The organism is Devosia sp. (assembly GCF_039927955.1).
GTDB lineage: Bacteria > Pseudomonadota > Alphaproteobacteria > Rhizobiales > Devosiaceae > Devosia.
Window position 1 is genome coordinate 17842 of the sequence record NZ_JBDSUA010000067.1, and the last position, 21864, is coordinate 39705.

Annotated in this window: 17 protein-coding genes; 6 read left to right on the forward strand and 11 right to left on the reverse strand. The window is 62.6% G+C overall.

The window, feature by feature from the left end; translation table 11 throughout:
- Positions 1-56 precede the first annotated feature (56 nt).
- Positions 57-1847, reverse strand: coding sequence for a diguanylate cyclase (locus ABIT12_RS16205; protein ID WP_348045325.1), 1791 nt, complete (start codon positions 1845-1847; stop codon positions 57-59).
- A gap of 104 nt (positions 1848-1951) precedes the next feature.
- The gene (locus ABIT12_RS16210) at positions 1952-2572 is read right to left on the reverse strand and encodes an alpha/beta hydrolase (RefSeq protein ID WP_348045327.1); all 621 of its coding nucleotides are present in this window, start codon (positions 2570-2572) and stop codon (positions 1952-1954) included.
- Positions 2573-2718: 146 nt separating this feature from the next.
- Between ABIT12_RS16210 and ABIT12_RS16215 the strand changes: the two genes are divergently transcribed.
- Positions 2719-4113, forward strand: coding sequence for an L-serine ammonia-lyase (locus ABIT12_RS16215; RefSeq protein ID WP_348045329.1), 1395 nt, complete (start codon positions 2719-2721; stop codon positions 4111-4113).
- Positions 4114-4264: 151 nt separating this feature from the next.
- Here the strand turns inward: ABIT12_RS16215 and ABIT12_RS16220 are convergent, their stop codons facing one another.
- The 3 genes from ABIT12_RS16220 to purU all read right to left on the reverse strand — a co-directional run bounded on the left by ABIT12_RS16220 (position 4265) and on the right by purU (position 7898).
- On the reverse strand, positions 4265-5740 hold the full coding sequence (locus tag ABIT12_RS16220; protein ID WP_407065636.1) for an NAD-dependent succinate-semialdehyde dehydrogenase: 1476 nt from the start codon (positions 5738-5740) through the stop codon (positions 4265-4267).
- A gap of 11 nt (positions 5741-5751) precedes the next feature.
- Positions 5752-6771 carry an Ldh family oxidoreductase gene (locus ABIT12_RS16225; RefSeq protein WP_348045333.1) on the reverse strand — a complete coding sequence of 340 codons (1020 nt, stop codon included), beginning with the start codon at positions 6769-6771 and terminating at the stop codon, positions 5752-5754.
- A gap of 272 nt (positions 6772-7043) precedes the next feature.
- Positions 7044-7898: a formyltetrahydrofolate deformylase gene (gene purU, locus ABIT12_RS16230; RefSeq protein WP_348045335.1), complete on the reverse strand. Its 855-nt coding sequence runs from the start codon at positions 7896-7898 to the stop codon at positions 7044-7046.
- 297 nt (positions 7899-8195) lie between these two features.
- On the opposite strand from purU, the gene iolG reads away from it, so the two are divergent.
- Entirely contained in the window at positions 8196-9233 is a 1038-nt protein-coding gene (gene iolG / locus ABIT12_RS16235) for an inositol 2-dehydrogenase (protein ID WP_348045337.1), read from the forward strand.
- Positions 9234-9300: 67 nt separating this feature from the next.
- On the opposite strand, the gene iolB is transcribed toward iolG, so the two are convergent.
- The 5 genes from iolB to ABIT12_RS16260 form a co-directional block, all read right to left on the reverse strand.
- The gene (gene iolB / locus ABIT12_RS16240) at positions 9301-10095 is read right to left on the reverse strand and encodes a 5-deoxy-glucuronate isomerase (RefSeq protein WP_348045339.1); all 795 of its coding nucleotides are present in this window, start codon (positions 10093-10095) and stop codon (positions 9301-9303) included.
- Positions 10096-10143: 48 nt separating this feature from the next.
- Positions 10144-11061 carry a myo-inosose-2 dehydratase gene (gene iolE, locus ABIT12_RS16245; protein ID WP_348045341.1) on the reverse strand — a complete coding sequence of 306 codons (918 nt, stop codon included), beginning with the start codon at positions 11059-11061 and terminating at the stop codon, positions 10144-10146.
- A gap of 26 nt (positions 11062-11087) precedes the next feature.
- Entirely contained in the window at positions 11088-12938 is a 1851-nt protein-coding gene (gene iolD / locus ABIT12_RS16250; protein WP_348045343.1) for a 3D-(3,5/4)-trihydroxycyclohexane-1,2-dione acylhydrolase (decyclizing), read from the reverse strand.
- Positions 12939-13112: 174 nt separating this feature from the next.
- Positions 13113-15041: a 5-dehydro-2-deoxygluconokinase gene (gene iolC / locus ABIT12_RS16255; RefSeq protein WP_348045345.1), complete on the reverse strand. Its 1929-nt coding sequence runs from the start codon at positions 15039-15041 to the stop codon at positions 13113-13115.
- Positions 15042-15196: 155 nt separating this feature from the next.
- Positions 15197-16048, reverse strand: coding sequence for a MurR/RpiR family transcriptional regulator (locus tag ABIT12_RS16260; protein ID WP_348045347.1), 852 nt, complete (start codon positions 16046-16048; stop codon positions 15197-15199).
- 95 nt (positions 16049-16143) lie between these two features.
- On the opposite strand from ABIT12_RS16260, the gene ABIT12_RS16265 reads away from it, so the two are divergent.
- The gene (locus tag ABIT12_RS16265) at positions 16144-17256 is read left to right on the forward strand and encodes a Gfo/Idh/MocA family oxidoreductase (protein ID WP_348045349.1); all 1113 of its coding nucleotides are present in this window, start codon (positions 16144-16146) and stop codon (positions 17254-17256) included.
- A gap of 220 nt (positions 17257-17476) precedes the next feature.
- On the opposite strand, the gene ABIT12_RS16270 is transcribed toward ABIT12_RS16265, so the two are convergent.
- Positions 17477-18355, reverse strand: coding sequence for a LysR family transcriptional regulator (locus ABIT12_RS16270; RefSeq protein WP_348045351.1), 879 nt, complete (start codon positions 18353-18355; stop codon positions 17477-17479).
- 94 nt (positions 18356-18449) lie between these two features.
- Between ABIT12_RS16270 and ABIT12_RS16275 the strand changes: the two genes are divergently transcribed.
- From ABIT12_RS16275 to ABIT12_RS16285, 3 genes are all read left to right on the forward strand, one after another.
- Entirely contained in the window at positions 18450-19946 is a 1497-nt protein-coding gene (locus ABIT12_RS16275; protein WP_348045353.1) for a CoA-acylating methylmalonate-semialdehyde dehydrogenase, read from the forward strand.
- A gap of 31 nt (positions 19947-19977) precedes the next feature.
- On the forward strand, positions 19978-20505 hold the full coding sequence (locus tag ABIT12_RS16280; RefSeq protein ID WP_348045355.1) for a cyclic nucleotide-binding domain-containing protein: 528 nt from the start codon (positions 19978-19980) through the stop codon (positions 20503-20505).
- Positions 20506-20520: 15 nt separating this feature from the next.
- Positions 20521-21864 (forward strand): 2Fe-2S iron-sulfur cluster-binding protein (locus ABIT12_RS16285; protein WP_348045357.1); only part of this gene is annotated, 1344 nt, incomplete at its 3' end.

Here is a 21864-nt window from a genome sequence, read left to right on the forward strand (position 1 = left end):
TTGCGCCAAGAGCTAGCATGGATTATGCCGGGGAGCGATGCGGGTCGACGGTTTGGCTAAGCCTCGCCAAAGGCCTTGTCACTCTGGGCTTCGGTCTGCCGATCAAACACCACAACCTTGTTGCGACCATCAGCTTTGGCCATATACAGCGCCGCATCGGCCATGTCGGTGGCCATCTCGATCTTGTCGCCGGGTTCGGCCAGGCACGCCCCGATGCTGATGGTCACGGCAATTTCGCGGCCGTCCGGCAGGATCACTTTTTCATCGCAGATATCGGCCATCACCGCATAGGCCACCGCCCGCAGCAGATGCGGTGCGCTATCGGCCAGCAGCACGATAAATTCATCGCCGCCCCAGCGGGCGCAGACATGGCCGATGCCGATCGAGGCGCTGATCCGCCGCGCCACTTCGAGCACCACCACGTCCCCGGCGACATGGCCGTAGCTGTCATTGATCTGCTTGAACAGATCGATATCGATCAGCAGCATGCCGTGATTCTTGTCCTTGGCCAGCGCGTTATAGGCGGCCATGAACCCGCGCCGATTGGCAATTCCGGTCTGCTGGTCCCTGAACGCCAACTGCTCCAGTTCCAGGGTGCGCTCGCGCACCCGCGTTTCCAGCAACCGCGTATGCTCGCCCAGCGTCCGCGCCATTTCGGCAAACGCCTTCGATAGCCGTCCGATCTCGTCGGCGCTGTCCGAGGCAATCCCGTCGGCAGCGGCAAAATCGCCTCGCCGCACCGCATGAACCGCCGTTTCCAGCCGCCCCACCCGGTCCACCACTTGCCGCCGGAACAGCCATGCCAGCAACGCCACCACGCCCACAATGGCCAGCGCCAGCAGCAGCCCGATCGGCAGGAACAGCCGATGGTCAATGATCTGGTCGATGTCCATCAGCGTGACATTGTACCAACCCAGCTTGTCCAGATATCCCACGCCCACCAGCACGCTTTTGCCGCCCAGTTGCATGAATTGCGAGCGCACCAGCGGCCCGCCAATGGCCACCTCGTCCATCATCGCCTTGAGCTCGGCCTGATCTTGGGGCCGCTCGAACAGCGAATAGACGCTGGTCTTGGCATCCACGCCGGTCACCAGCGAATGATAGGCGATTAAATCCCGATCACGATGCGCCTGGATCTGTCCGGCGCGATCAACAAACATCGCCGTCACGCCGACCTGCGGCACATTGACCACTTCATGCACGAACGCGGTCAGATCGATGCCGGTGCCCAGAATGCCCAGCACCGTCTTGCCCTCGCGGATAACGCAGTTCATCCACACCTTGGTGACGTGCAGCACATGGTCGTTGTCGACATTCAGATGGCAGCCGCTCCCCAGCGCCGCGGTGGTGTAATACCATTTGTCGCGCGGATTATTGGGGTCCAGCGTATAGCTGTACTGGCTGCCGGCGTGGCTATTGGCCTTGTCGTTGAAATAGTAATTGCCCGATTTGCCGACCACGAAAAAGTAGCTGCCGTCGGCAAACGCCTTGCGGTAATGCTCCAGTTCGGCAATGCCGCGCTCGCGCCGCTGCGGATCGGCCTCGTCGCGCGCCCAATCACGGATTGCCTGCGCCCCGGCCAAAGTTTCGGCCAGCGAAACCTCGCGGTTCAGCGCTTCCAGCCCGCGATAGCGATCATAAAGAATCTGCTTTTCGGCAAACAGCGTGCCCAGTTGCAGAATGGTCGAACTGACGATCCAGTTGAACGCGCCATAGGCCGGCACGGCAACGACTGCAAAGCCCAGCAACACCAATAGCAGCACCCGGGCCCGCAGGCTCGATGCAATGGCGTGACCCAACCGGCCGATCCGGCTGGTTGGTCTGGTGTTGGTTGGGCGGATATCCATAGTCCGCCCAACCTAGTTCCCACAACTTCAGAACCCGTTAACAAAGTGCTGATGTGAGGTACCCTGACGTTAACCGCCGCACCCTCAAACAGGGCCTGCTGCTGCTAAACCGTCAACACCGCATAAGGCTTCAAAAAGCCGAGCACTGCCTGCAATTCCTCGCTGCGGATATCATGCCCGCCGGCATGCCACGCCGTTTCAATGGAGCTGCCCTGTCGCGTGAAATAGGCCTGCAGCCGCTCGGTCATTTCCGCCGGGATCATCTGGTCGCGCCGCCCCGCCGTGATCAGCACGCGTTTGTCTTTGAGCCCAGCCTGATCGGCCGGCGCAAACGGGATCAGTGGATGCAGCAGCACGCCGACATCGAACACATCGGGCTGCGCAAACATCACCGAGGCCAGGATATTGGCGCCGTTGGAATAGCCCAGCCCAATCACCGCCGATGGCTTGTCCTCGGCGATCCGCTCGCGCACAAACCTGGCCATCGCCGCTGTGCGCAACGCCAGATCGTCCATGTCGTAAACGCCCTCCCCGGTGCGCTTGAAATAGCGCAGCGCGCCATGCTCGGACACGTCGCCCCGCACCGCGATCCGCCGCGCGCCCGGGAGCAATTGCGCGCCGAGGTCAAAAAACTGGTTCTCGTCGCCACCTGTGCCGTGAAACAGCAGCAGCAACGGCGCCCCGGTCTGCGAACCCCTGCCTTCACGAAACTGATACTGGCTCACTTGGTTCTCCTGTTCAGGCAACATTACGGCATCAGATATCAGGCGCAACGCGGCCGCGCGCAACGCACTGCCGCCGCGCCGCACTGTTCCAGTTTCCGCAACAGTGCCCGGTTGCCCCGGCGCATCGCTTGCGCCACACTACACTTATGTTTCTTTCAGTTTTTGACGTCTTCAAGATCGGTATCGGCCCCTCGAGTTCCCACACCATGGGCCCGATGACTGCCGCCAATCGCTTTCTCGATGAACTGCTGCATGGCGATTGGCCGCGCACCCGCAATGCCCAGCCCGCCGCCATTACCGCCAGCCTGCATGGCTCGCTGGCCTTTACCGGCATCGGCCACGGCACCGGCAAGGCGGTGATCCTGGGGCTGCTGGGCCAATCCCCACAAACCGTCGATCCCGACCAGATGGAGGCGCTGATCGCCGCCGTCGAAGCCTCGGGCACTATCACCCCGCCTGGCCACAAGCCCTACCGCTTCCGCCCGGCGCGCGATCTGGTGTTCGACAAGAAAACCCCGCTGCCGGGTCACCCCAATGGCCTGCAATTTGCCGCTTACGATGCCGATGGTGGCCTGTTGCTGCGCCGGGTATATTATTCCATCGGCGGCGGCTTTGTGGTCAGCGAGGCCGAACTCGACAGCGTCAAATCCGCCAGACCCTCCGACGCCGACGTGCCCTACCCGTTCGGCAACGCCATCGAAATGCTGGACATGGCCAACGCCTCGGGCCTGTCCATCGCCCAGATGAAGCGCGCCAACGAGGAAGCCAGCCGTAGCCGCACCGCCGTCGATACCGGCATTGACGGCATCTGGTCGGCGATGTCCAACTGCATCGATCGCGGTCTGGCGCAGGATGGCATCATGCCCGGCGGGCTCAACGTCAAACGTCGCGCCAAGGCGATCTTTGCCCAGCTCGATGCGCAATGGCAGCGTAACGAAATCACTCCGCTGATGGCCAATGACTGGCTCAGCATCTACGCCATGGCGGTCAACGAGGAAAACGCTGCCGGCGGCCGCGTCGTCACCGCCCCCACCAATGGCGCTGCCGGGGTCATTCCAGCCGTGCTGCGCTACTATTTGAAGTTCGACGCCACCGCCAGCGCCGCCGGCATTCGCGATTATCTGCTGACCGCCGCCGCCATCGGCGGCATCATCAAGCACAATGCCTCGATCTCGGGCGCCGAAGTCGGCTGCCAGGGCGAAGTCGGCTCAGCGTCGGCCATGGCCGCTGCCGGCCTTTGCGCCGTCATGGGCGGCACTCCGCAACAGATCGAAAACGCCGCCGAAATCGCCCTTGAACATCATTTGGGCATGACCTGCGACCCGGTGGCGGGCCTCGTGCAGATCCCCTGCATCGAACGCAACGCCTTCGGCGCGGTCAAGGCCGTCACCGCCGCCTCGCTGGCCATGAAAGGCGACGGCACCCACGCCGTGCCGCTCGACGCCTGTATCGAAACCATGCGCCAGACCGGTATGGACATGTCCCACAAATACAAGGAAACCAGCCTCGCTGGTCTCGCTGTGAACGTGGTGGCGTGCTGAACGTTGATGCCACGCCCTCGTGGTTCGAGGCTTTGCAAGAGCAAAGCACCTCACCATGAGGACTACCGAGTGTATGAGTGTCTAAGTAACCCTCATGGTGAGGCGGGAGCGCAGCGACCCTCGAACCACGAGGGCGTGGCGCAGTTGCTCGCTACCAGCTCACCGCCGTATATTTCGCCTCACAGAACTCCAATATCCCGTGATGGGCGCCCTCGCGGCCCAGCCCGCTCTGCTTGACCCCGCCAAACGGCGCCGCCGGGTCTGACACGATGCCGCGGTTGAGCCCGACCATGCCGGCCTCGAACCGATCAGCCACTTGCATGCCCTTGCGCAAGTCCTCGGTATAGACATAGGCGATCAGCCCATATTCGCTGTCATTGGCCAGGGCGACCGCCTCGTCCAGCGTCTCGAAAATCGTCACCGGCGCCACTGGGCCAAAAATCTCGTCGCGCACCAGCGCGGAATCCGCCGGCACCTTGGTGATCACCGTCGGCGGATAATAATACCCATCGCCGCCACCCGCCGTGCCCCCGGTCAACACCGATGCGCCCCGCGCCACCGCGTCCTGCACCCAGCCGTGGATCCGGTCCACTGCCTTCTGGTTGATCAATGGCCCCACGGCCACGCCGGCGCCATAGCCGGCGCCCTGCTTCATCGCGCCCATCCGCTGCGCCAGTCCAGACGCGAACCTTTCGGCAATCCCCGACTGCACATAAAACCGGTTGGCCGCCGTGCAGGCCTCGCCGCCATTGCGCATCTTGGCGATCATCGCGCCGTCAAGCGCCTTGTTCAGATCTGCATCGTCAAACACCACGAAGGGCGCATTGCCGCCCAATTCCATCGAACAATTGATCACCTGGTCTGCCGCCTCGCGCAGCAGCACGCGCCCCACCTGGGTTGAGCCGGTAAACGACAGCTTGCGCACCTCGGGATGGTGCAGCATGGCGCTGACGACCGGGCCTGAATTGGACGTCGTCACCACATTGACCACGCCCTTGGGCACCCCCGCTTCTTCCATCAGCGCTGCCATGGCAAACGCCGTCAGCGGTGTTTCGGTCGCGGGCTTGAGCACCACCGTGCATCCAGCTGCCAGCGCCGGCGCCATCTTGCGCGTCGCCATCGCTGCGGGGAAATTCCATGGCGTAATCAGCACCGAAACCCCGATCGGCTGATACTGCACCATGATCCGGTTATTGCCGCTCGGCGCAATCGAAAAATCGCCGTTGATCCGCACGGCTTCCTCGGAAAACCAGCGAAAGAATTCGGCGGCGTAAGCCACTTCGCCGCGGGCATCGGGCAGCGCCTTGCCGTTTTCCAGGCTGATCAGCTGGGCAAACATTTCCGCCCGGCTCATCATCAATTCCCAGCATTTGCGCAGGATTTCGCCGCGCTGCCGTGGCGCCGTCGCCGCCCAGCTTTTCGCCGCCGCCGCTGCGGCCTCTACTGCCGCAATGCCATCTTCGATCGTGCCGTCGGCAATGCTCGTCAACACCTTGCCGGTCGAAGGATCAAACACCTCCACCCGCTTGCCAGCGCTACCGCCGCGCCAAACCCCGCCGATCAGCAGATCGGTCCTGACCGCTTCGCTGATCCCGAACTTTTCCATTCCCTCTGGCAGTGACAGCATCGCAAACTCGCTCATGTTTGAAGTCCTTTTACGTCGTCGCGCATCTGCCGCAATCGGGTCCAGACGCTCTCCGCCAGCGGCAAGCCGTCCTTGAGACGTTGTTCCTTGAGCGCCCGGCCCCGCTCGCCGGGGATCAGCACCTGGTCAAATCCAGCCGCCGGTTCTGCCGAGCGGATGGCATCGAGATAAGCACTGATCGCTGCGCCCTGCCCGGATAGCGGATCGATCACGATCAACACATCGCCCTTGTTGGCTTTACGGTCGGCGTCGAGCGTGCCCATCACGTCGCGCCCCAGGGCCGCGCCGGTCAGCGCTGTCACCAGCAGTTCAAATGCCAGGCCTAGTGCATAGCCTTTGGCCTGTCCAAATGGCGCAATCGCCCCATTTTTGGCCGCATTGGCGTCCGTCGTCGCGTCGCCATGCTCGTCGAGCGCCCAGCCTTCGGGCAGCGCCTGCCCGCGATGTGCCCGATCATGAATTTCGCCCATCGACACCAGGCTCGTTGCCAGATCGATGACAAAGGGCCGCTCGCCATTGGGCACGCCGATGGCAATCGGATTGGTCCCCAGCAGCGCCTGGCGCCCGCCATAGGGATGCACCAGTGCCTCGCTGGTCGACAGCACAATCCCCACCTGTCCGCCCAGCGCGATAGCTTCGGCATAATAGGCCAGCATGCCGATATGATTGCTGCGCGAAATCGCCGCCACTGCAATGCCGGTCCGTTTCGCCCGCGCGGCAATGGCCTTGAGCGCCGACACCGCCACCACCGGCCCCAGCCCATCCTGTCCATCCACCGCCAAAAACCCGTCGCCACGCCACTCATGCGCGCCGGTTGCCGTGGCGCTGGCCACGCCATTGCCGATGCGATGGATAATCCGCTCCAGCCGCAACAGCCCATGCGACGGCACCGCGCGCAGTTCCGCCTCGATCAACAGATCGGCCTGCAATGCGGCCGCTGCCGCCGGCACCCCGGCATGTTCAAGCACAACCAGCGCCGCCGAACGGCACTCTTGAACGGAGACTAAATTCATGGCGCTTCCGATGGGATTCCTCACCCGACTAGGAACCCCGCCACCCCAAACTGTCAACCGCCAGCACCGTGACGACGCAATCCAACGCATTAGAACAACGTTCTAATGCTCTTTTCTGCTTGGCCCTACGCATTAGGCTGAGTCGATGTTTGGTCAGGCCGAGTCGAAAATTGTGGCCTTCGAGAACCGGAGCGGAGCGTACCAAAGTACGTGAGCACCGGAAGCGCAGAAGTCCGCGATTTGCAGGCCGGCATGATCAACCAGCGGCCAGCCTACCCAAAAACCACTGTCTTGTGCCCGTTGAGCATCACCCGGCTCTCACAGTGCAATTTCACCGCCCGCGCCAGCACCCGCGCCTCTACATCGCGCCCGCTCGCCACCAGGTCCTCGGCACTTTGCGCATGCGTCACCCGCGCGGTTTCCTGCTCGATGATCGGGCCCTCATCCAGGTCCGGCGTCACATAATGCGCTGTCGCGCCGATCAGTTTGACCCCACGCTCATGGGCCTGATGATAGGGCTTGGCGCCCTTGAAACTGGGCAGGAACGAGTGATGAATATTGATGATCTGGCCATAAAGCCGCGTCGATAAAGTATTGGACAGTATTTGCATATACCGCGCCAGCACCACCAGGTCGACGCCCTGCGCCTGCACCAGCGCCATGATCTGGGCTTCCTGCGCCGCCTTGTCGTCCCTGTTCACCGGCAAATAGTGGTACGGAATACCTTCGGCTTCGGCGATCTTGCGGGCATCTTCGTGGTTGGACACGATGCCGACCACGTTGGCTTCCAGCCAGCCTACCTTGATCTGGTACAGCAGATGCAGCAGCGCATGATCGAACCTGGAAACCAGGACCAGAAGCCTTGGCCGGCGACTCTGGCTCACCAGTTCGGTCTTCATGCCAAAACGCTGGATCGATGGCTTCAGCGCCAGTTCGAGTTGCTCGCGACCGGTTTCGGCCGGGGCGGTAAACGCCAGCCGCATGAAAAACCGGCCGGTCTGCCGGTCCCAGAACTGGTTGCTCTCAGCGATATTGGCGCCACGCGCCGCCAGTTCGGTGGTCACCGAGGCGACGATCCCCGGGCGGTCTTCGCATGACAGTGTCAGCACGAAACTCTGCTGGTCCAACGCAAACTCCAGGTCGCAATCAAGATCTCAAATCGGCCTGCCGCACCCGCGCCACAACCCGGTTGCGCACCCGAATAAGGCCCCCTCTACTTCACTGCAAGATATTCTTGCAAAGGTCCGGATTTCCGCCAATTTTTGGCACAAAATCGCACGCCAGATCACCGCTTTCGCTTCCGCCGCAACGGCCTCTGCTGTAGAATATCTGCCAGGTCCAAGACCAATCAGTGCGCGCCAAGCGACAGCCTTTTATCCTGTGGCGGATACCAGGTTTTACCCCCTCTTCCGGAGCCAAATCAAATGACAGTTCGCTTCGCCCTTTTGGGTGCCGGCCGTATCGGCAAGGTTCACGCCAAGGCCATTTCGGCCAATGCCAGCGCCACGCTGGTGGTGGTTGCCGACGCCTTCCCCAAGGCTGCAGCCGATCTGGCCGCCGCCTATGGCTGCGCCATTTCGACCATCGATGCGATCGAGGCCGACAAGAGTATCGACGCGGTGGTGATCTGCACCCCCACCGATACCCATGCCGATCTGATCGAGCGTTTCACCAAGGCCGGCAAGGCGATCTTTTGCGAAAAGCCGATCGACCTCGATGTCGAGCGCGTCAAGGCCTGCCTCAAGGTCGTCGATAGTGTCGGCGGCACCCTGATGGTCGGCTTCAACCGGCGCTTTGATCCGCACTTCATGGCTGTCCGCGATGTCATCGCCAACGGCGAAATTGGCGATGTCGAAATGGTGCAGATCACCTCGCGCGATCCCGGCGCCCCACCGGTCGACTACATCAAGCGCTCGGGCGGCATTTTCCGCGATATGACCATCCACGATTTCGACATGGCCCGCTTCCTGCTCGGCGAGGAAATCGACACCGTCACCGCCTATGCCTCCAACCTGGTCGATCCCGCCATTGGCGCTGCCGGCGATTATGACAGCGTCAGCGTCATTCTGACCACCGCCACCGGCAAGCATGCCACCATCTCCAACTCGCGCCGCGCCACTTATGGCTATGACCAGCGCATCGAAGTGCACGGTTCAAAAGGCGCGGTCTCGGCCGAAAACCAGCGCCCGGTATCCATCGAAGTCGCCAATGCCAAGGGCTATACCCGCCCACCGCTGCACGATTTCTTCATGACCCGCTACACCGAAGCCTATGCCAACGAGATCCGCACCTTCATCGAAGCGGTCGAGGCCAAAACCCCGGCCTCGCCCAGCGGCCTCGATGGTTTGATCGCCCTCGCCCTCGCCGATGCGGCCGTCAAATCGGTGAAAGAAAAACGCGCCGTGCCGGTGAGTGAGATCACCGGGGTTCTGGCGGATAAGAGCGTATTTCAGGGGCGGTAAGATCTAGGCACGCCCTCGTGGTTCGAGGCTTTGCAAGAGCAAAGCACCTCACCATTAGGGCGTGTCCCTACTTCAACAGCCACTCATGCTCGGGCGCATTGTGGAATTTCCATACCCGCTTCGGCCCGGCCATCACGTTGAGATAATACAGATCATAACCATGGGTCGCCGCGACCGGGTGATAGCCCCTGGGCACCAGCGTCACGTCGCCGTCTTCCACCGCCATGGCCTCGTCAAGCGAGCGGTCATCGGTATAAACCCGCTGAAATCCGAAACCCTGAGGCGGGTTCACGCGGTGATAATAGGTCTCTTCCAGCAGGCTTTCATGCGGCAGGTTATCCTGATCGTGCTTGTGCGGCGGGTAGGACGAGGTGTGCCCGCCCGGGGTGATCACTTCCACCACCAGCAGCGAATCCGCATCTGCTGTCTCGGGCAAAATGTTGACCACATGGCGCACATTGCTGCCCTTGCCGCGCGTCAGCCCCTCGGCATCAGCGGGCGAAATCACCCGCGCCGGCCAGTTGCCCGCCACGCCCGGCGCCGAACACACCGCCAGGGTCACATCGGTCGTCGCCGTCACCTTCCACTGGCTTTCGGCCGGAATATAGATCGACCACGGCTTGCCCTCGAACGGGCTCATCCGCTCGCCCAGTTCGCCAAACGACTTGCCGTCGACGCTGGCCTTGCCCTTGCCAGAAACGAACACCACGCAGATCTCGCGATTGCCGGTCGTGCCCGAAACCACCTCGCCCACATCCATCACATGCAGGTCGAACCCCACATAGGTCCAGCCGGCGCTTTCCGGGGTGACATGATGCACCTGCCCGGAATTGCCCCGGGGCTTGAGCAGCAGTTTCGACATGGCGGCATCCTCCTCATGCGGCGGGTCTGCGCCCGCCTGTGCAGCAGCTTAACCTCTCGGAAATCCCTGCGTCTCTACGGTGTAGCCGGCGGCGGTCATCACCCGCATCAATTCCTTGTGCCCGACCTGGGCCATGGTCAGCGGCGGATTTGCCCTGGGGTCCTGCTCGGCCTCAACCACGAACCAGCCCTCATAGCCATAATCAGCAAACTTCTGCACGATGGCGCCAAAATCCAGCGATCCATCGCCGGGCACGGTGAACGCGCCCAAGGCCACCGCATCAAGGAACGACTGCCTGGTCCGATCCAGCTTGTCGATCACCCCCATGCGCACGTCCTTGACATGCACATGGCTGATCCTTGCATGGTGATTATCGATCGCCCGCAACACATTGCCGCCCGCAAACGCCAGATGCCCGGCGTCGAGCAGCAGCGGAATCCCCGCGCCCGAAGACGCCATGAACGCGTCGAGTTCCGGCTCGGTCTCGACCACTGCCGCCATGTGATGGTGATAGGCCAGCGGCATGCCTTGTTCGGCGCACCACTCGCCAAATTCGGTGACCTTGCGGGCATAGGCCTTCATCTCGTCATCGGACAGTTTCGGCTTGGTGGCCAAAGGCTTTGAACGATCCCCCTGGATCGAACGGCCCACTTCGCCATAAACGATGCAGGGCGCATCGACGGCCTTGAACAGCTCGATCATCGGCGCAATGCGCGCCTTGTTGGCGCTCAGGTCCTCATTGACCAGCGTGCCCGAGAACCAGCCACCGCACAGCGTCACATCCGCCGCCCGCAGGATCGGCAGCATCACCGCCGGATCATCCGGGAACCGCCGGCCCTTTTCCATGCCGGTAAAACCCGCCGAGCGCGACTGCCGCAGGCATTCTTCCAGCGATACGTCATCGCTCAGTTCCACCAGATCGTCGTTCCACCACGCGATGGGCGACATGCCGAGTTTGGCTTTCAATTTCTGCTCCATTCACAGTCACGCAATCAGCCCAAGACCTGCGCCTTGATCGCCTTTACATATTCGGCCCGCGCCGCATTGACGCTTGGCCGCACCGAAACCTCCGGCACTGCCACATCCCACCAATGCCCGCCTTCGTCCGTAGTGATCAGCGGATCGGTATCGATGACGATGACGCTGGTGCGCTCATCGCCCTTGGCCTCGTGCAAGGCTGCTTCCAGATCGGCAATCGAGCCGACCTTGCGCGCCACCGCACCCATCGCCCGGGCATGCGCGGCAAAATCGATGCCCGGCAGTTCGACGTGACGCGTATCAGCCAGCAGATTGTTGAAATTGGCCCCGCCGGTAGCCATCTGCAGCCGGTTGATACAGCCAAACCCGCCATTGTCGAGCACCACGATGGTCAGCTTTGCCCCCAGCATGATCGACGAGACGATCTCGGAATTCATCATCATGTAGCTGCCATCGCCCAGCATCACGATCACATCGTCATTGGGTCGCGCCAGCTTGACGCCCAGCCCGCCGGCGATCTCATAGCCCATGGTCGAAAAACCATATTCCATGTGATAGGTGCCCGGCCCGTTCGGCTGCCACAGCTTGTGCAATTCGCCCGGCAGGCCGCCCGATGCACACACCAGCACGCTGTCGCCACCGCGCGCCCGCTGCACCGCACCAATCACCTGGCCATCCGATGGCAGCGCCACATTGGTTGCCGCCGTGGCCTTGTCCGCCGCATGCAGCCAATCGGCCTTGCCGTCGCGCGCGCCATTGGTCCAGGCCTTGTCGGCCTCCCAGCCCAGCAGCGCCGCATCCAGCGCTTCCAGCCCGACCCGCGCATCCGCCACCAGCGGCAGCGCCCGGTGCTTGGCGGCGTCGAACACCTGGGTATTCAGTCCGATGATCTTGAGCCCGTCATTCTTGAACAGCGCCCACGACCCGGTAGTGAAATCCTGCAGCCGCGAGCCCACCGCCAGCACCACGTCGGCCTGTTCGGCCAATCGGTTCGACGCCGAAGTGCCGGTCACCCCGACCGAACCCATATTCATCGGGTGAGCATGCGGCAGGCTGGATTTGCCCGCCTGCGTTTCCAAAACCGGAATCCCGTGCGTCTCGGCAAACCGCGCCAGCGCGCCGCTGGCCTGCGAATACAACACGCCGCCGCCAGCAATGATCACCGGCTTTTTCGCCTGCAACAGGGCCGCCGCCGCTTCGGCAAATTCATCGGCATCCGGCATTGGCCGGCGCTGCCGCCAGACCTTTTCGGCAAAAAACTGCTCGGGATAATCATAGGCTTCCGCCTGCACATCCTGGCACAGGCTCAGCGTCACCGGCCCGCATTCGGACGGATCGGTCAAAACCTGCATTGCTCGATGCAGCGCCGGCATGATCTGTTCGGGGCGGGTGATGCGGTCGAAATAGCGGCTCACCGGCCTGAAGCAATCATTGACCGTGGTGGTGCCGTCGCCGAAATCCTCGGCCTGCTGCAACACCGGGTCGGGCCGCCGATTGGCAAACACGTCGCCCGGCAGCAACAGCACCGGCAAGCGGTTGACATGCGCCAGCGCCGCCGAGGTCACCATGTTGAGCGCGCCCGGCCCGATCGAGGTGGTGCAGACCATGAACCGCTGCCGGAAACTGGCCTTGGCATAGGCCACCGCCGCATTGGCCATGCCCTGCTCGTTCTGCCCGCGATAGGTCGGCAGCACATCCTTGATGCCGTGCAGCGCCTCGCCGATCCCGGCCACGTTGCCATGGCCGAAAATCGCGAACACGCCACCAAAGATCGGCACGATCTGCCCATCGATCTCGGTCTTCTGCATGGTCAGGAAACGGGCCAAGGCTTGGGCCATCGTCAATCGAACTGTCTTCTGGCTCATCGCCAAGTCCCTCGTTTTCGTTCGCATGGCGTTGGCCTGAAGGCCCCCACCCCTGTCCCCTCCCCACAAGGGGGAGGGAGACCCTCTCATTCATCACGCCCCAACCCCATGGAACGCGCGGTTCCATCGTCTCCCTCCTCCTTGTGGGGAGGGACGGGGGTGGGGTATCGTAGTCTAACCAGCCGACCGTGCCCGCTCCCAGGCCGCCGTCAGCGCCGCAAACTTTCCGGCCATATCGGCAATCGCCTGCTCGTCAGTGATCTTGCCACCAAGCCACCCGCGCGCCGCTTCGCCAAAGATCGTCCGCCCAACGGCAAAGCCCTTGACCACCGAAGCTGCCTGCGCCGCCGCAAACCCGATTTCAAGCTCTGCCTGTGGCGCCTCAAGTCCGAGCAGTACCACACCGCGGCACCACGGATCATTGGCCTTGATTGTGGCGTCAATGGACCGCCACGCCTCTGCCGAAGCCTGCGGTTCCAGCTTCCACCAATCGGGCTTCAATCCGGCCGCATACATCTCTTCGAGCGCCCGCGGGATGGTGCGTGCATCGAGCGTGCCATGCTTGCCGGCAATGATCTCGATCAGCAGTTCCCGGCCTACCTTGTTGGCGGCCGCCTGCAATTCCTGCAGCTTGGCAATCTGTTCGGCCTTCAACGCCGCTGCATCGTCAGGATGATAAAAACACAGCACCTTGATGCAGTGCTCGATATGCCAGTCGATCAACCGGCTGCCGGCATCCTGATAGAACTCGAACCGCAGCGGCCGCGACCCCGGCTCCTCGAACGGCTTGCCGATCCAGAAGCCATGCTTTTGCGCCGCAAACAGCGCCTTGCGGCCATGCTTGTCGTCGAGCAGCATGCCATAGCCGGGCCGCCCCTTGGCCACCCGCGCAGCGGCTTCCACTGCCAACACCTTGAAGTCGGCAATAGCGGTATCGCCCTTGCCGAACTCACCGGCAATCTCTTCGAGCTGCGAGCGATGATCGATCGCCAGCGCCATCAGCGATGGGTAGTCGCCGCGCCGGGTGGTGGCGCGATGAATGTGATTGATCGCCTCGTCATTGCGCAGCGCGCGGAATTTGGAGCCGTGCTTGAGGAAATACTGCAACTCTTCAAAGGTCGGAATTTCTGGCGAACACAGCAGCCGCGATACCGCGAAGGCGCCGCAGGCATTGGCCCAGGTCGCCGAAGTCTGGTGTGGCTCGCCCGCCAGCCAGCCGCGCAGAAAGCCCGACATGAAGCTGTCACCAGCGCCCAGCACATTATAGACCTCGATCGGAAAGCCGGTGCCTACAATGCCATCTTCGAGCCGGTCGGGAATGGCGCCGTCATAAACGATGCAGCCCATCGGGCCGCGCTTGAGCACGATGGTGCCACTCGACACCGAGCGGATGGTTTTGAGCGCCGCCAGCAGGTCGCTTTCGCCCGCAGCAATCAGCACCTCTTCCTCGGTGCCCACGATCAGGTCGCAATATGCCAGCACCGGCCTGAGCTTGCTCGAGACGAAGTCGGACGCCACGTAACGGCTTTCGCCCGCCGCGTGCCCCGCCAGGCCCCACAGGTTCGGGCGATAATCGATATCGAAAATTACCTTGCGCCCCAGGCCCTTGGCGATGCGGATCGCCTTGAGCTGCGCCGCCTCGGTATTGGGCTTGGAAAAATGCGTGCCGCTGACCAGCACGGCGCGCGACGAAGCGATAAACGCCTCGTCCACATCGCCCTCGTCCAGCGCCATATCGGCGCAGTTCTCGCGGTAAAAAATCATTGGAAACGAGTGGTCGTTCTCCACCCCGAGCAATACCAAAGCCGTCAGCCGCTGCTTGTCGGTGGCGATACCGCGCACCTCGACGCCCTCACGCACCATCTGCTCGCGAATGAACCGGCCCATCTGCTCGTCACCGACGCGGGTGATCAGCGCCGATTTCAGCCCCAGCCGCGCGGTGCCGATAGCAATGTTGGAGGGGCATCCGCCGACCGCTTTGGAAAAGCTCGCCACGTCTTCCAGCTTGTTGCCGATCTGCTGGCCATAGAGGTCCACCGATGACCGTCCGATGGTGATCACGTCAAGGCTGATCCCCTCGTCCTGAACGGTCGCATTGGCCATGGCGCTCTCCTTCGCACAGCGGTTTGCTCCGCCGCTTCGGTTCTATTTCGGCGGGCCCAAAGCGTCAATCAAAATGAAACGTGAATTCCAGAAATTTCGCTGGATAGAATTTATGTTCTAAAAGCGGCTCGTTTGAGTTGAGCGGCAGGCGCTCGTTATCGCTCATCTTTATGACGGCGACGGCGCTCTGCAACCGCCACGGTCAATGCCATTGCCAGCGCCATCCCGGCCGAAAGCGAACGAAACCCGGCATGATCGGCCTCGACAATCTCGAACCATTCCGTCGCGCTTTCCGCCAGGGGCGAAAACGCCGAATCGGTCATCGCCACCAGTGGGATCTTCCTTGCGGCCAGCGCTCGCGCCTGCCCCATGGTTTCCTGCGCGTAGGGCGAAAACGAAATGGCGATGGCCGCATCCTTGGGTCCGGCCATCGCCACCAGATCGTCATCGATCCCGGCGGCCGTCCCCACCAGCACATTGCGCACCCGCAATTTACCGAACGCATAGGCCATATAGGTGCTGATCGGCGCCGCCCGACGCTTGGCGATCAGGTAGATGGTTTCCGCCTTGGCCAGAATTTCCACTGATTTTTCAAAGGTATCGGGATCCGCCGACTTGGCCAGCGTCTCGATCGAGCGCCCCGCCGCCGCCAGAAAGCCGTTGAGGATGGCAACATTCTCGCTGACCTCGGTGGTATCGGCTTCGATCGATTTCAGCCGGTCTTCATAGGACGAATTGCGCTCCCGCAGCCGCGCCCGGAAAATCAGCTGTAGCCCGGAAAAGCCTTCAAACCCCAGATGCTGGGCGAACCGCACCAGCGTCGAAGGCTGCACATGCGCCGAACTGGCAATGCTCGCCACCGTCCCAAACGCAATTTCATCGGGATGATCGAGGCTATAGGCCGCCACCTGCATCAGCCGCTTCGGCAGCTCCGACCGCCGTTCCAGAATGGCTTGACGCAGCCCCTCAAAATCCTGCGGCGCCTCCACCAACCTCTCCCGTGTCAAACTTGTTCTCCTTGGCCATTCTACGCATAGAAGCCACATTCCAATTGAGCGGCAAGCTGAATGCTGATTTCATTGTGAAATTGCAGGAGTTATCCATGAAATCCTTGGGCATTGGCCTGATCGGCACCGGCTATATGGGCAAATGCCACGCTCTGGCGTGGAACAGCGTGCTGCCGGTGTTTGGCGATATTCCCCGCCCGCGCCTCGTTCATCTGGCCGAAGCCAATCCGGACCTGGCCACCCAGCGCGCCGCCGAATTCGGTTTTGAGCAGGCCACCGGGGACTGGCGCGAGCTGATTGCTAACCCGGATGTCGATGTGGTTTCGATCACCACGCCCAACGCCTTCCACGCCGAAATGGCCATCGCAGCGCTTGAGGCTGGCAAACACGTCTGGTGCGAAAAGCCGATGGCGCCGGCGCTGGCCGATGCCGAGCGGATGGCGGACGCCGCCAAAGCCTCCGGCAAAACCACCGTGCTGGGCTACAATTACATCCAGAACCCGATGATGCGGCACATAAGCCAACTCCTGGCTGAAGACACCATCGGCACGGTCAACCACGTCCGCGTCGAAATGGACGAGGACTTCATGGCCGACCCCACCGCCACCTTCTACTGGAAGAGCGAAGCCAGTTCCGGCTACGGCGCACTCGACGACTTCGGCGTGCATCCGCTGTCGCTGCTGCATTATCTATTCGGCAACGTCTCCCGGGTCATGGCCAGCATGGCCAAGCCCTTCCCCACCCGCCCGCTCAAGGACGGCACCCCCCGCGATGTCGAGACTTTCGACATCGCCAGCGTGCTGTTCGAACTGGAGACCGGCGCTTCCGGGGTCATGGCACTCAACCGTTCCGCCTGGGGCCGCAAGGGCCGCATCGCCCTGCAGATCTTCGGCTCCAGGGGCACCATCACCTATGATCAGGAGCGGATGAACGAATTCCAGCTCTACACCACCAGCGATCGCGGCACCGAACAGGGCTTCCGCACCATCCTGACCGCGCCAGCGCACGAGCCGTACAACCGCTTCATCCCCGCCCCGGGCCACGGCCTCGGCTTCAACGATCTCAAGATCATCGAATGCCACGAACTGCTCAACAAGATCGACGGCAGGCCCAGCCAGACGATTGGATTTGCGGAGGGACTGGATATCGAACGCGCGGTGCATGCCATGGCACAATCGCATCGTGAGCAGCGATGGATCGCGGTCTGATACCCCCTTCTACCCTCGCCCCTTGAGGGACTTGGAGGTGGTGGCATCGCCACAAACCGCTCCAGTGGAGCGGTTTGAACCGAACAAGGACAGATTTTCTGCGTCCAGCAGAAAATCAGGGTGAGGGGTTAGCGCCGCAAACGCGGAGGCCAGAAAGAACCCCTCATCCGCCCTTCGGGCACCTTCTCCCTCAAGGGGAGAAGGGGGAAAGTTAGGGAGCTCATCCAAAGATCGTCCGATCCCGCCCCACAACCTCCGCCAAAAACTCAGCCACCACCGCGACCCGCCTGATCGCCCGCAAATCCTCATGCACCACGGTCCAATAACTGCGCGTCAGCACGTGCTCAGGCAATACCGGCACCAGCGCCGTATCGCGCCGCGCCATGAAACTGTGCAGGATGCCGATCCCCGCGCCGGCGCGCACCGCCTCGGTCTGGCCCATGGCCGATGACACCGCCAGCGCCGACCGCCACGATTTCAGATAGTCGGCTGTATAGTCCAGCGACGCCGAAAACAGCAGGTCATCGACATAGCCCACCAGCCGATGCCCGCCGAGATCCTCCAGCCGCTCCGGCGTCCCGTGCCGCGCCAGATAGTCCGCGCTGGCATACAGCCCCAGCCGATAATCCGTCAGCTTGCGCGCCACCAAACGCCCCTCGCGCGGCCGCTCCAGCGTTACCGCAATATCGGCCTCGCGCCGCGACAGTGAAAACGTGCGCGGTACCGGCACCAGTTCGATCCGCAAACCCTTATGCCGTTCGATCAACTCCCCCAGCCGCGGCGCCAGAAACGCCACGCCGAACCCATCCGGCGCGCCGACACGCACCGTACCGCTGATCGCCTCACCGCCACCGGTCGCCTCCTGCGCCGCCAGCATCTGGCTTTCCATCGCTTCGGCAAAACCGAGAAACTTCTCGCCCTCCGCCGACAGGTCGCTGCCATTGGTCTTGCGCACGAACAGGCGCGTCCCCAGCGCCTGCTCCAGCGCCGTCAACCGCCGCGCCACTGTCGCGTGGTTCAGTTGCAGGCTGCGCGCCGCACCCAGAATCTGCTTCTGCCGCGCCACCGCCAGAAAAATCCGCACATCGTCCCAGTTCATCGTTCTACACTTTTTGCACAACCGATACGGAATACATCTCGTTGCTATGCGCCAGTTATAGGACGATGACTCCTCCCCAACAAGGGAGACCTATATGCGCACCATCGGCCATTTCATCGACGGCGTCGAAACTACCGGCAACAGTGCCGAATTCCAGGACGTGTTCAACCCGGCGACCGGCGAAGTGCAGGCCCGCGTCGCACTGGCCACGCAAGCCGATCTCAACGCTGCCGTTGCCTCCGCCGCCGCCGCTCAACCAAAATGGGCCGCCACCAATCCACAGCGCCGCGCTCGCGTATTCTTCAATTTCGTCGCCCTGATCAACCGCGACATGGACAAGCTGGCTGAACTCCTGAGCCGCGAACATGGCAAGACCATCGAGGACGCCAAGGGCGACATTGTACGCGGCCTGGAAGTTGCGGAATTTGCCGCCGGCGCGCCGCACCTGATGAAGGGCGAATTTACCGAAGGCGCTGGTCCCGCCATCGATATGTATTCAATGCGCCAGGCTGTCGGCATCGGCGCCGGCATCACCCCGTTCAACTTCCCGGCGATGATCCCGCTATGGATGCTGTCGCCGGCCATTGCCGCCGGCAATGCCTTCATCCTCAAGCCCTCCGAACGCGATCCATCGGTGCCGGTGATGCTGGCTCAGTTGATGATCGAGGCCGGCCTGCCCAAGGGCATTCTCAACGTCGTGCATGGTGGCAAGGCCACTGTCGACGGCATCCTCGCCCATGACGAAATCGGCGCCGTGTCCTTCGTCGGCTCCACCCCGATCGCCCGCTACGTCTATGCAACCGCCGCCGCTCACGGCAAGCGCGTCCAGGCCTTCGGCGGCGCCAAGAACCACATGATCATCATGCCCGATGCCGATATGGAAAAGGCCGCCGACGCGCTGATGGGCGCTGGCTATGGCTCGGCTGGCGAACGCTGCATGGCCATTTCGGTCGCCGTTCCGGTCGGTGATGCCACCGCCGACCGCATCATTGCCGCGCTCAAGCCCCGTATCGAAGCCCTCAAGATCGGCCCCGCGACTGACAAGGCTTCCGACATGGGCCCGGTGATCACCAAGGCCGCCAAGGACCGGATTCTCGGCCTGGTCGAAAAAGGCATCGCACAGGGCGCAACGCTGGCCGTCGATGGCCGCGGCCTCTCGCTGCAGGGTTACGAAAACGGCTACTTCGTCGGACCGAGCCTGTTCGACCACGTCACGCCGGAAATGGACATCTACAAGGAAGAAATCTTCGGCCCGGTGCTCTCGGTCGTCCGCTCCAAGACCTATGAAAGCGCCCTCAAGCTGGTGATGGACAATCCCTATGGTAACGGCACCGCCATCTTTACCCGTGATGGCGACGCCGCGCGCGATTTCGCCGCCCGCGTCAATGTGGGGATGGTCGGCATCAACGTGCCGGTGCCGGTGCCGCTGGCCTATCACAGCTTCGGCGGCTGGAAGGCCTCGGCCTTTGGCGATCTGAACCAGCATGGCACCGACGCCATGAAATTCTGGACCAAAACCAAAACCGTAACCGCCCGCTGGCCCTCGGGCATCAAGGATGGCGCCGAATTCCAAATGCCCACAATGGCCTAAGGCTTTCGGGGCCGGTCCACCGGGATCGGCCTTGCTTGACTCCCCCAGCGCCTCAACTATCGTCTCCCATGATCGCGTGGAGGCAATGATGGGCCTGTTCGACTATCCGGCCGAAACCACCGCATCCGTTGCGGCCGCGCCCGATTTCATCTTCCTTGAAAACCTGCCTCCGGCGAGCTGGAAGAAAATCCTCGCCCATGCCGAAACCCTCAGTTTCGCGCGTGGTCAGGTGCTGCTCCATGCCGGCGACAGCGACGACGCGTTTTACATTCTCACCGCCGGGAGTGTCGAAGTGGTGCTCCCGGGCACGGTGCGCGGCCCTGCCCTCACCGTTATCCCGGAAGGCTCGGTGTTCGGCGAAATCGCTTTCTTTGACGGCCAACCACGCAGCGCCGGCATTCGCGCCCGCAGCGATGGCACCGCCATCCGCATCAGCCGCGCCAATTTCGAACACCTGAGCAGCTGGGACGCCGTGCTCGGCCGCCAGATCCTGCTCGATCTGGGGCGCATCCTGTCGCTGCGCCTGCGCTGGACCACCGACCTCAGTCAACGCCGTTAGCACCGGGAACGCGCCATGACCATCGACGCCGCTCCCACCAAAGCCGCTCCCAGTCGTTTCGCCAGCTATCTCGAAATCCCCACCCGCCTGCCGCAATGGTTCTGGTGGACCCTGCGCATCGCCACCCTCTTGTTCACCTTTGGCATGGTCGCGCTGCTGGCGGTCGATAGCAAACGCGGTCTCGACCTGTTCTGGAAACTGGTCATTCCGCTGCTGCCGCTGATGTTTGCCTTCATTCCCGGCTTCTGGCGCCAGGTCTGTCCGATGGCGCTGCTCAATCAGTTGCCGCGCACCTTTGGTTTTGCCGGCAAGCGCACCCTGCCGATGCGGTTCAAGATCGCCGCCTATCTGATTTCGGCGCTGCTGTTCTTCGGCGCGGTGCTGCTGCGTCCGCTGGTGTTCAACCTGCAGGCGCCGGCATTGATGGTGCTGATCCTGGGCTCGCTCGGCCTGGCCTTTCTCGGTGGCATTGCTTTCAAGGGTCGCAGTGGCTGGTGCGGCACCTTCTGCCCGCTGGCGCCGATCCAGAAAGCCTATGGCCATTCCCCACCGGTCCTCGTCAAAAACGGCTATTGCCCGACCTGCGTCGGTTGCCAGAAGAATTGCTACGATTTCAACCCGCGCGCCGCGCTGCATTCCGATCTGGCCGACGCCGACACCTGGTATTCCGGCCACCGCGAATTCTTCGTCGCCGCGCTGCCCGGCCTGATCCTTGGCTTTTTCACTGCACCCAACCCCACATTGGACGGGGCACTCGGCTATTTCGAACACATGGCGCTCTGCATCGGGCTCGCCATGGGCCTGTTCATGGCCATTACCCGCATCCTGCCGATCAGCCGTTACAAGTCGGCGCTAGCCTTTTCGATGGCCGCGCTGCTGCTGTTCTACTGGTTCGCCTCGCCGACTTTGGCGGGCGGCATCGCTGAGTTCAGCGGCCTGCCTGTGCCAGCCTTTGCCGGCTACGCCTTCCTCGCACTGGCCGGCATCGTCGCGGCGCGTATTGCCTATTCCGGCCTTGCCGAAGAGCGCGCCTTCGCCCGCCTCAACGCCCCCGCCGAACCCCGGGTCGCCGTCGATCTCCCCGCCTTGCGCGAAGCCGGCGCGCCGCAACCCGCCGCCGATATCGTTCTTGATCGAGGCACCGGCCAGGCCTTCGCCGCCCAGCCCAACCGCTCCCTGCTCGAAGGACTGGAATCTGCCGGCATCAAGATCGATTATGGCTGCCGCATGGGCATGTGCGGCGCCGATCCAGAAAGCCTATGGCCATTCCCCACCGGTCCTCGTCAAAAACGGCTATTGCCCGACCTGCGTCGGTTGCCAGAAGAATTGCTACGATTTCAACCCGCGCGCCGCGCTGCA

What these genes read in the sequence shown, in the direction of transcription:
- ABIT12_RS16205 (WP_348045325.1), bottom strand. Translation starts at nt 1,847, where the DNA reads ATGGATATCCGCCCAACCAACACCAGACCAACCAGCCGGATCGGCCGG.
- ABIT12_RS16215 (WP_348045329.1), top strand. Translation starts at nt 2,719, where the DNA reads ATGTTTCTTTCAGTTTTTGACGTCTTCAAGATCGGTATCGGCCCCTCG.
- ABIT12_RS16220 (WP_407065636.1), bottom strand. Translation starts at nt 5,740, where the DNA reads ATGCTGTCACTGCCAGAGGGAATGGAAAAGTTCGGGATCAGCGAAGCG.
- ABIT12_RS16225 (WP_348045333.1), bottom strand. Translation starts at nt 6,771, where the DNA reads ATGAATTTAGTCTCCGTTCAAGAGTGCCGTTCGGCGGCGCTGGTTGTG.
- iolG (WP_348045337.1), top strand. Translation starts at nt 8,196, where the DNA reads ATGACAGTTCGCTTCGCCCTTTTGGGTGCCGGCCGTATCGGCAAGGTT.
- iolB (WP_348045339.1), bottom strand. Translation starts at nt 10,095, where the DNA reads ATGTCGAAACTGCTGCTCAAGCCCCGGGGCAATTCCGGGCAGGTGCAT.
- iolD (WP_348045343.1), bottom strand. Translation starts at nt 12,938, where the DNA reads ATGAGCCAGAAGACAGTTCGATTGACGATGGCCCAAGCCTTGGCCCGT.
- iolC (WP_348045345.1), bottom strand. Translation starts at nt 15,041, where the DNA reads ATGGCCAATGCGACCGTTCAGGACGAGGGGATCAGCCTTGACGTGATC.
- ABIT12_RS16265 (WP_348045349.1), top strand. Translation starts at nt 16,144, where the DNA reads ATGAAATCCTTGGGCATTGGCCTGATCGGCACCGGCTATATGGGCAAA.
- ABIT12_RS16270 (WP_348045351.1), bottom strand. Translation starts at nt 18,355, where the DNA reads ATGAACTGGGACGATGTGCGGATTTTTCTGGCGGTGGCGCGGCAGAAG.
- ABIT12_RS16275 (WP_348045353.1), top strand. Translation starts at nt 18,450, where the DNA reads ATGCGCACCATCGGCCATTTCATCGACGGCGTCGAAACTACCGGCAAC.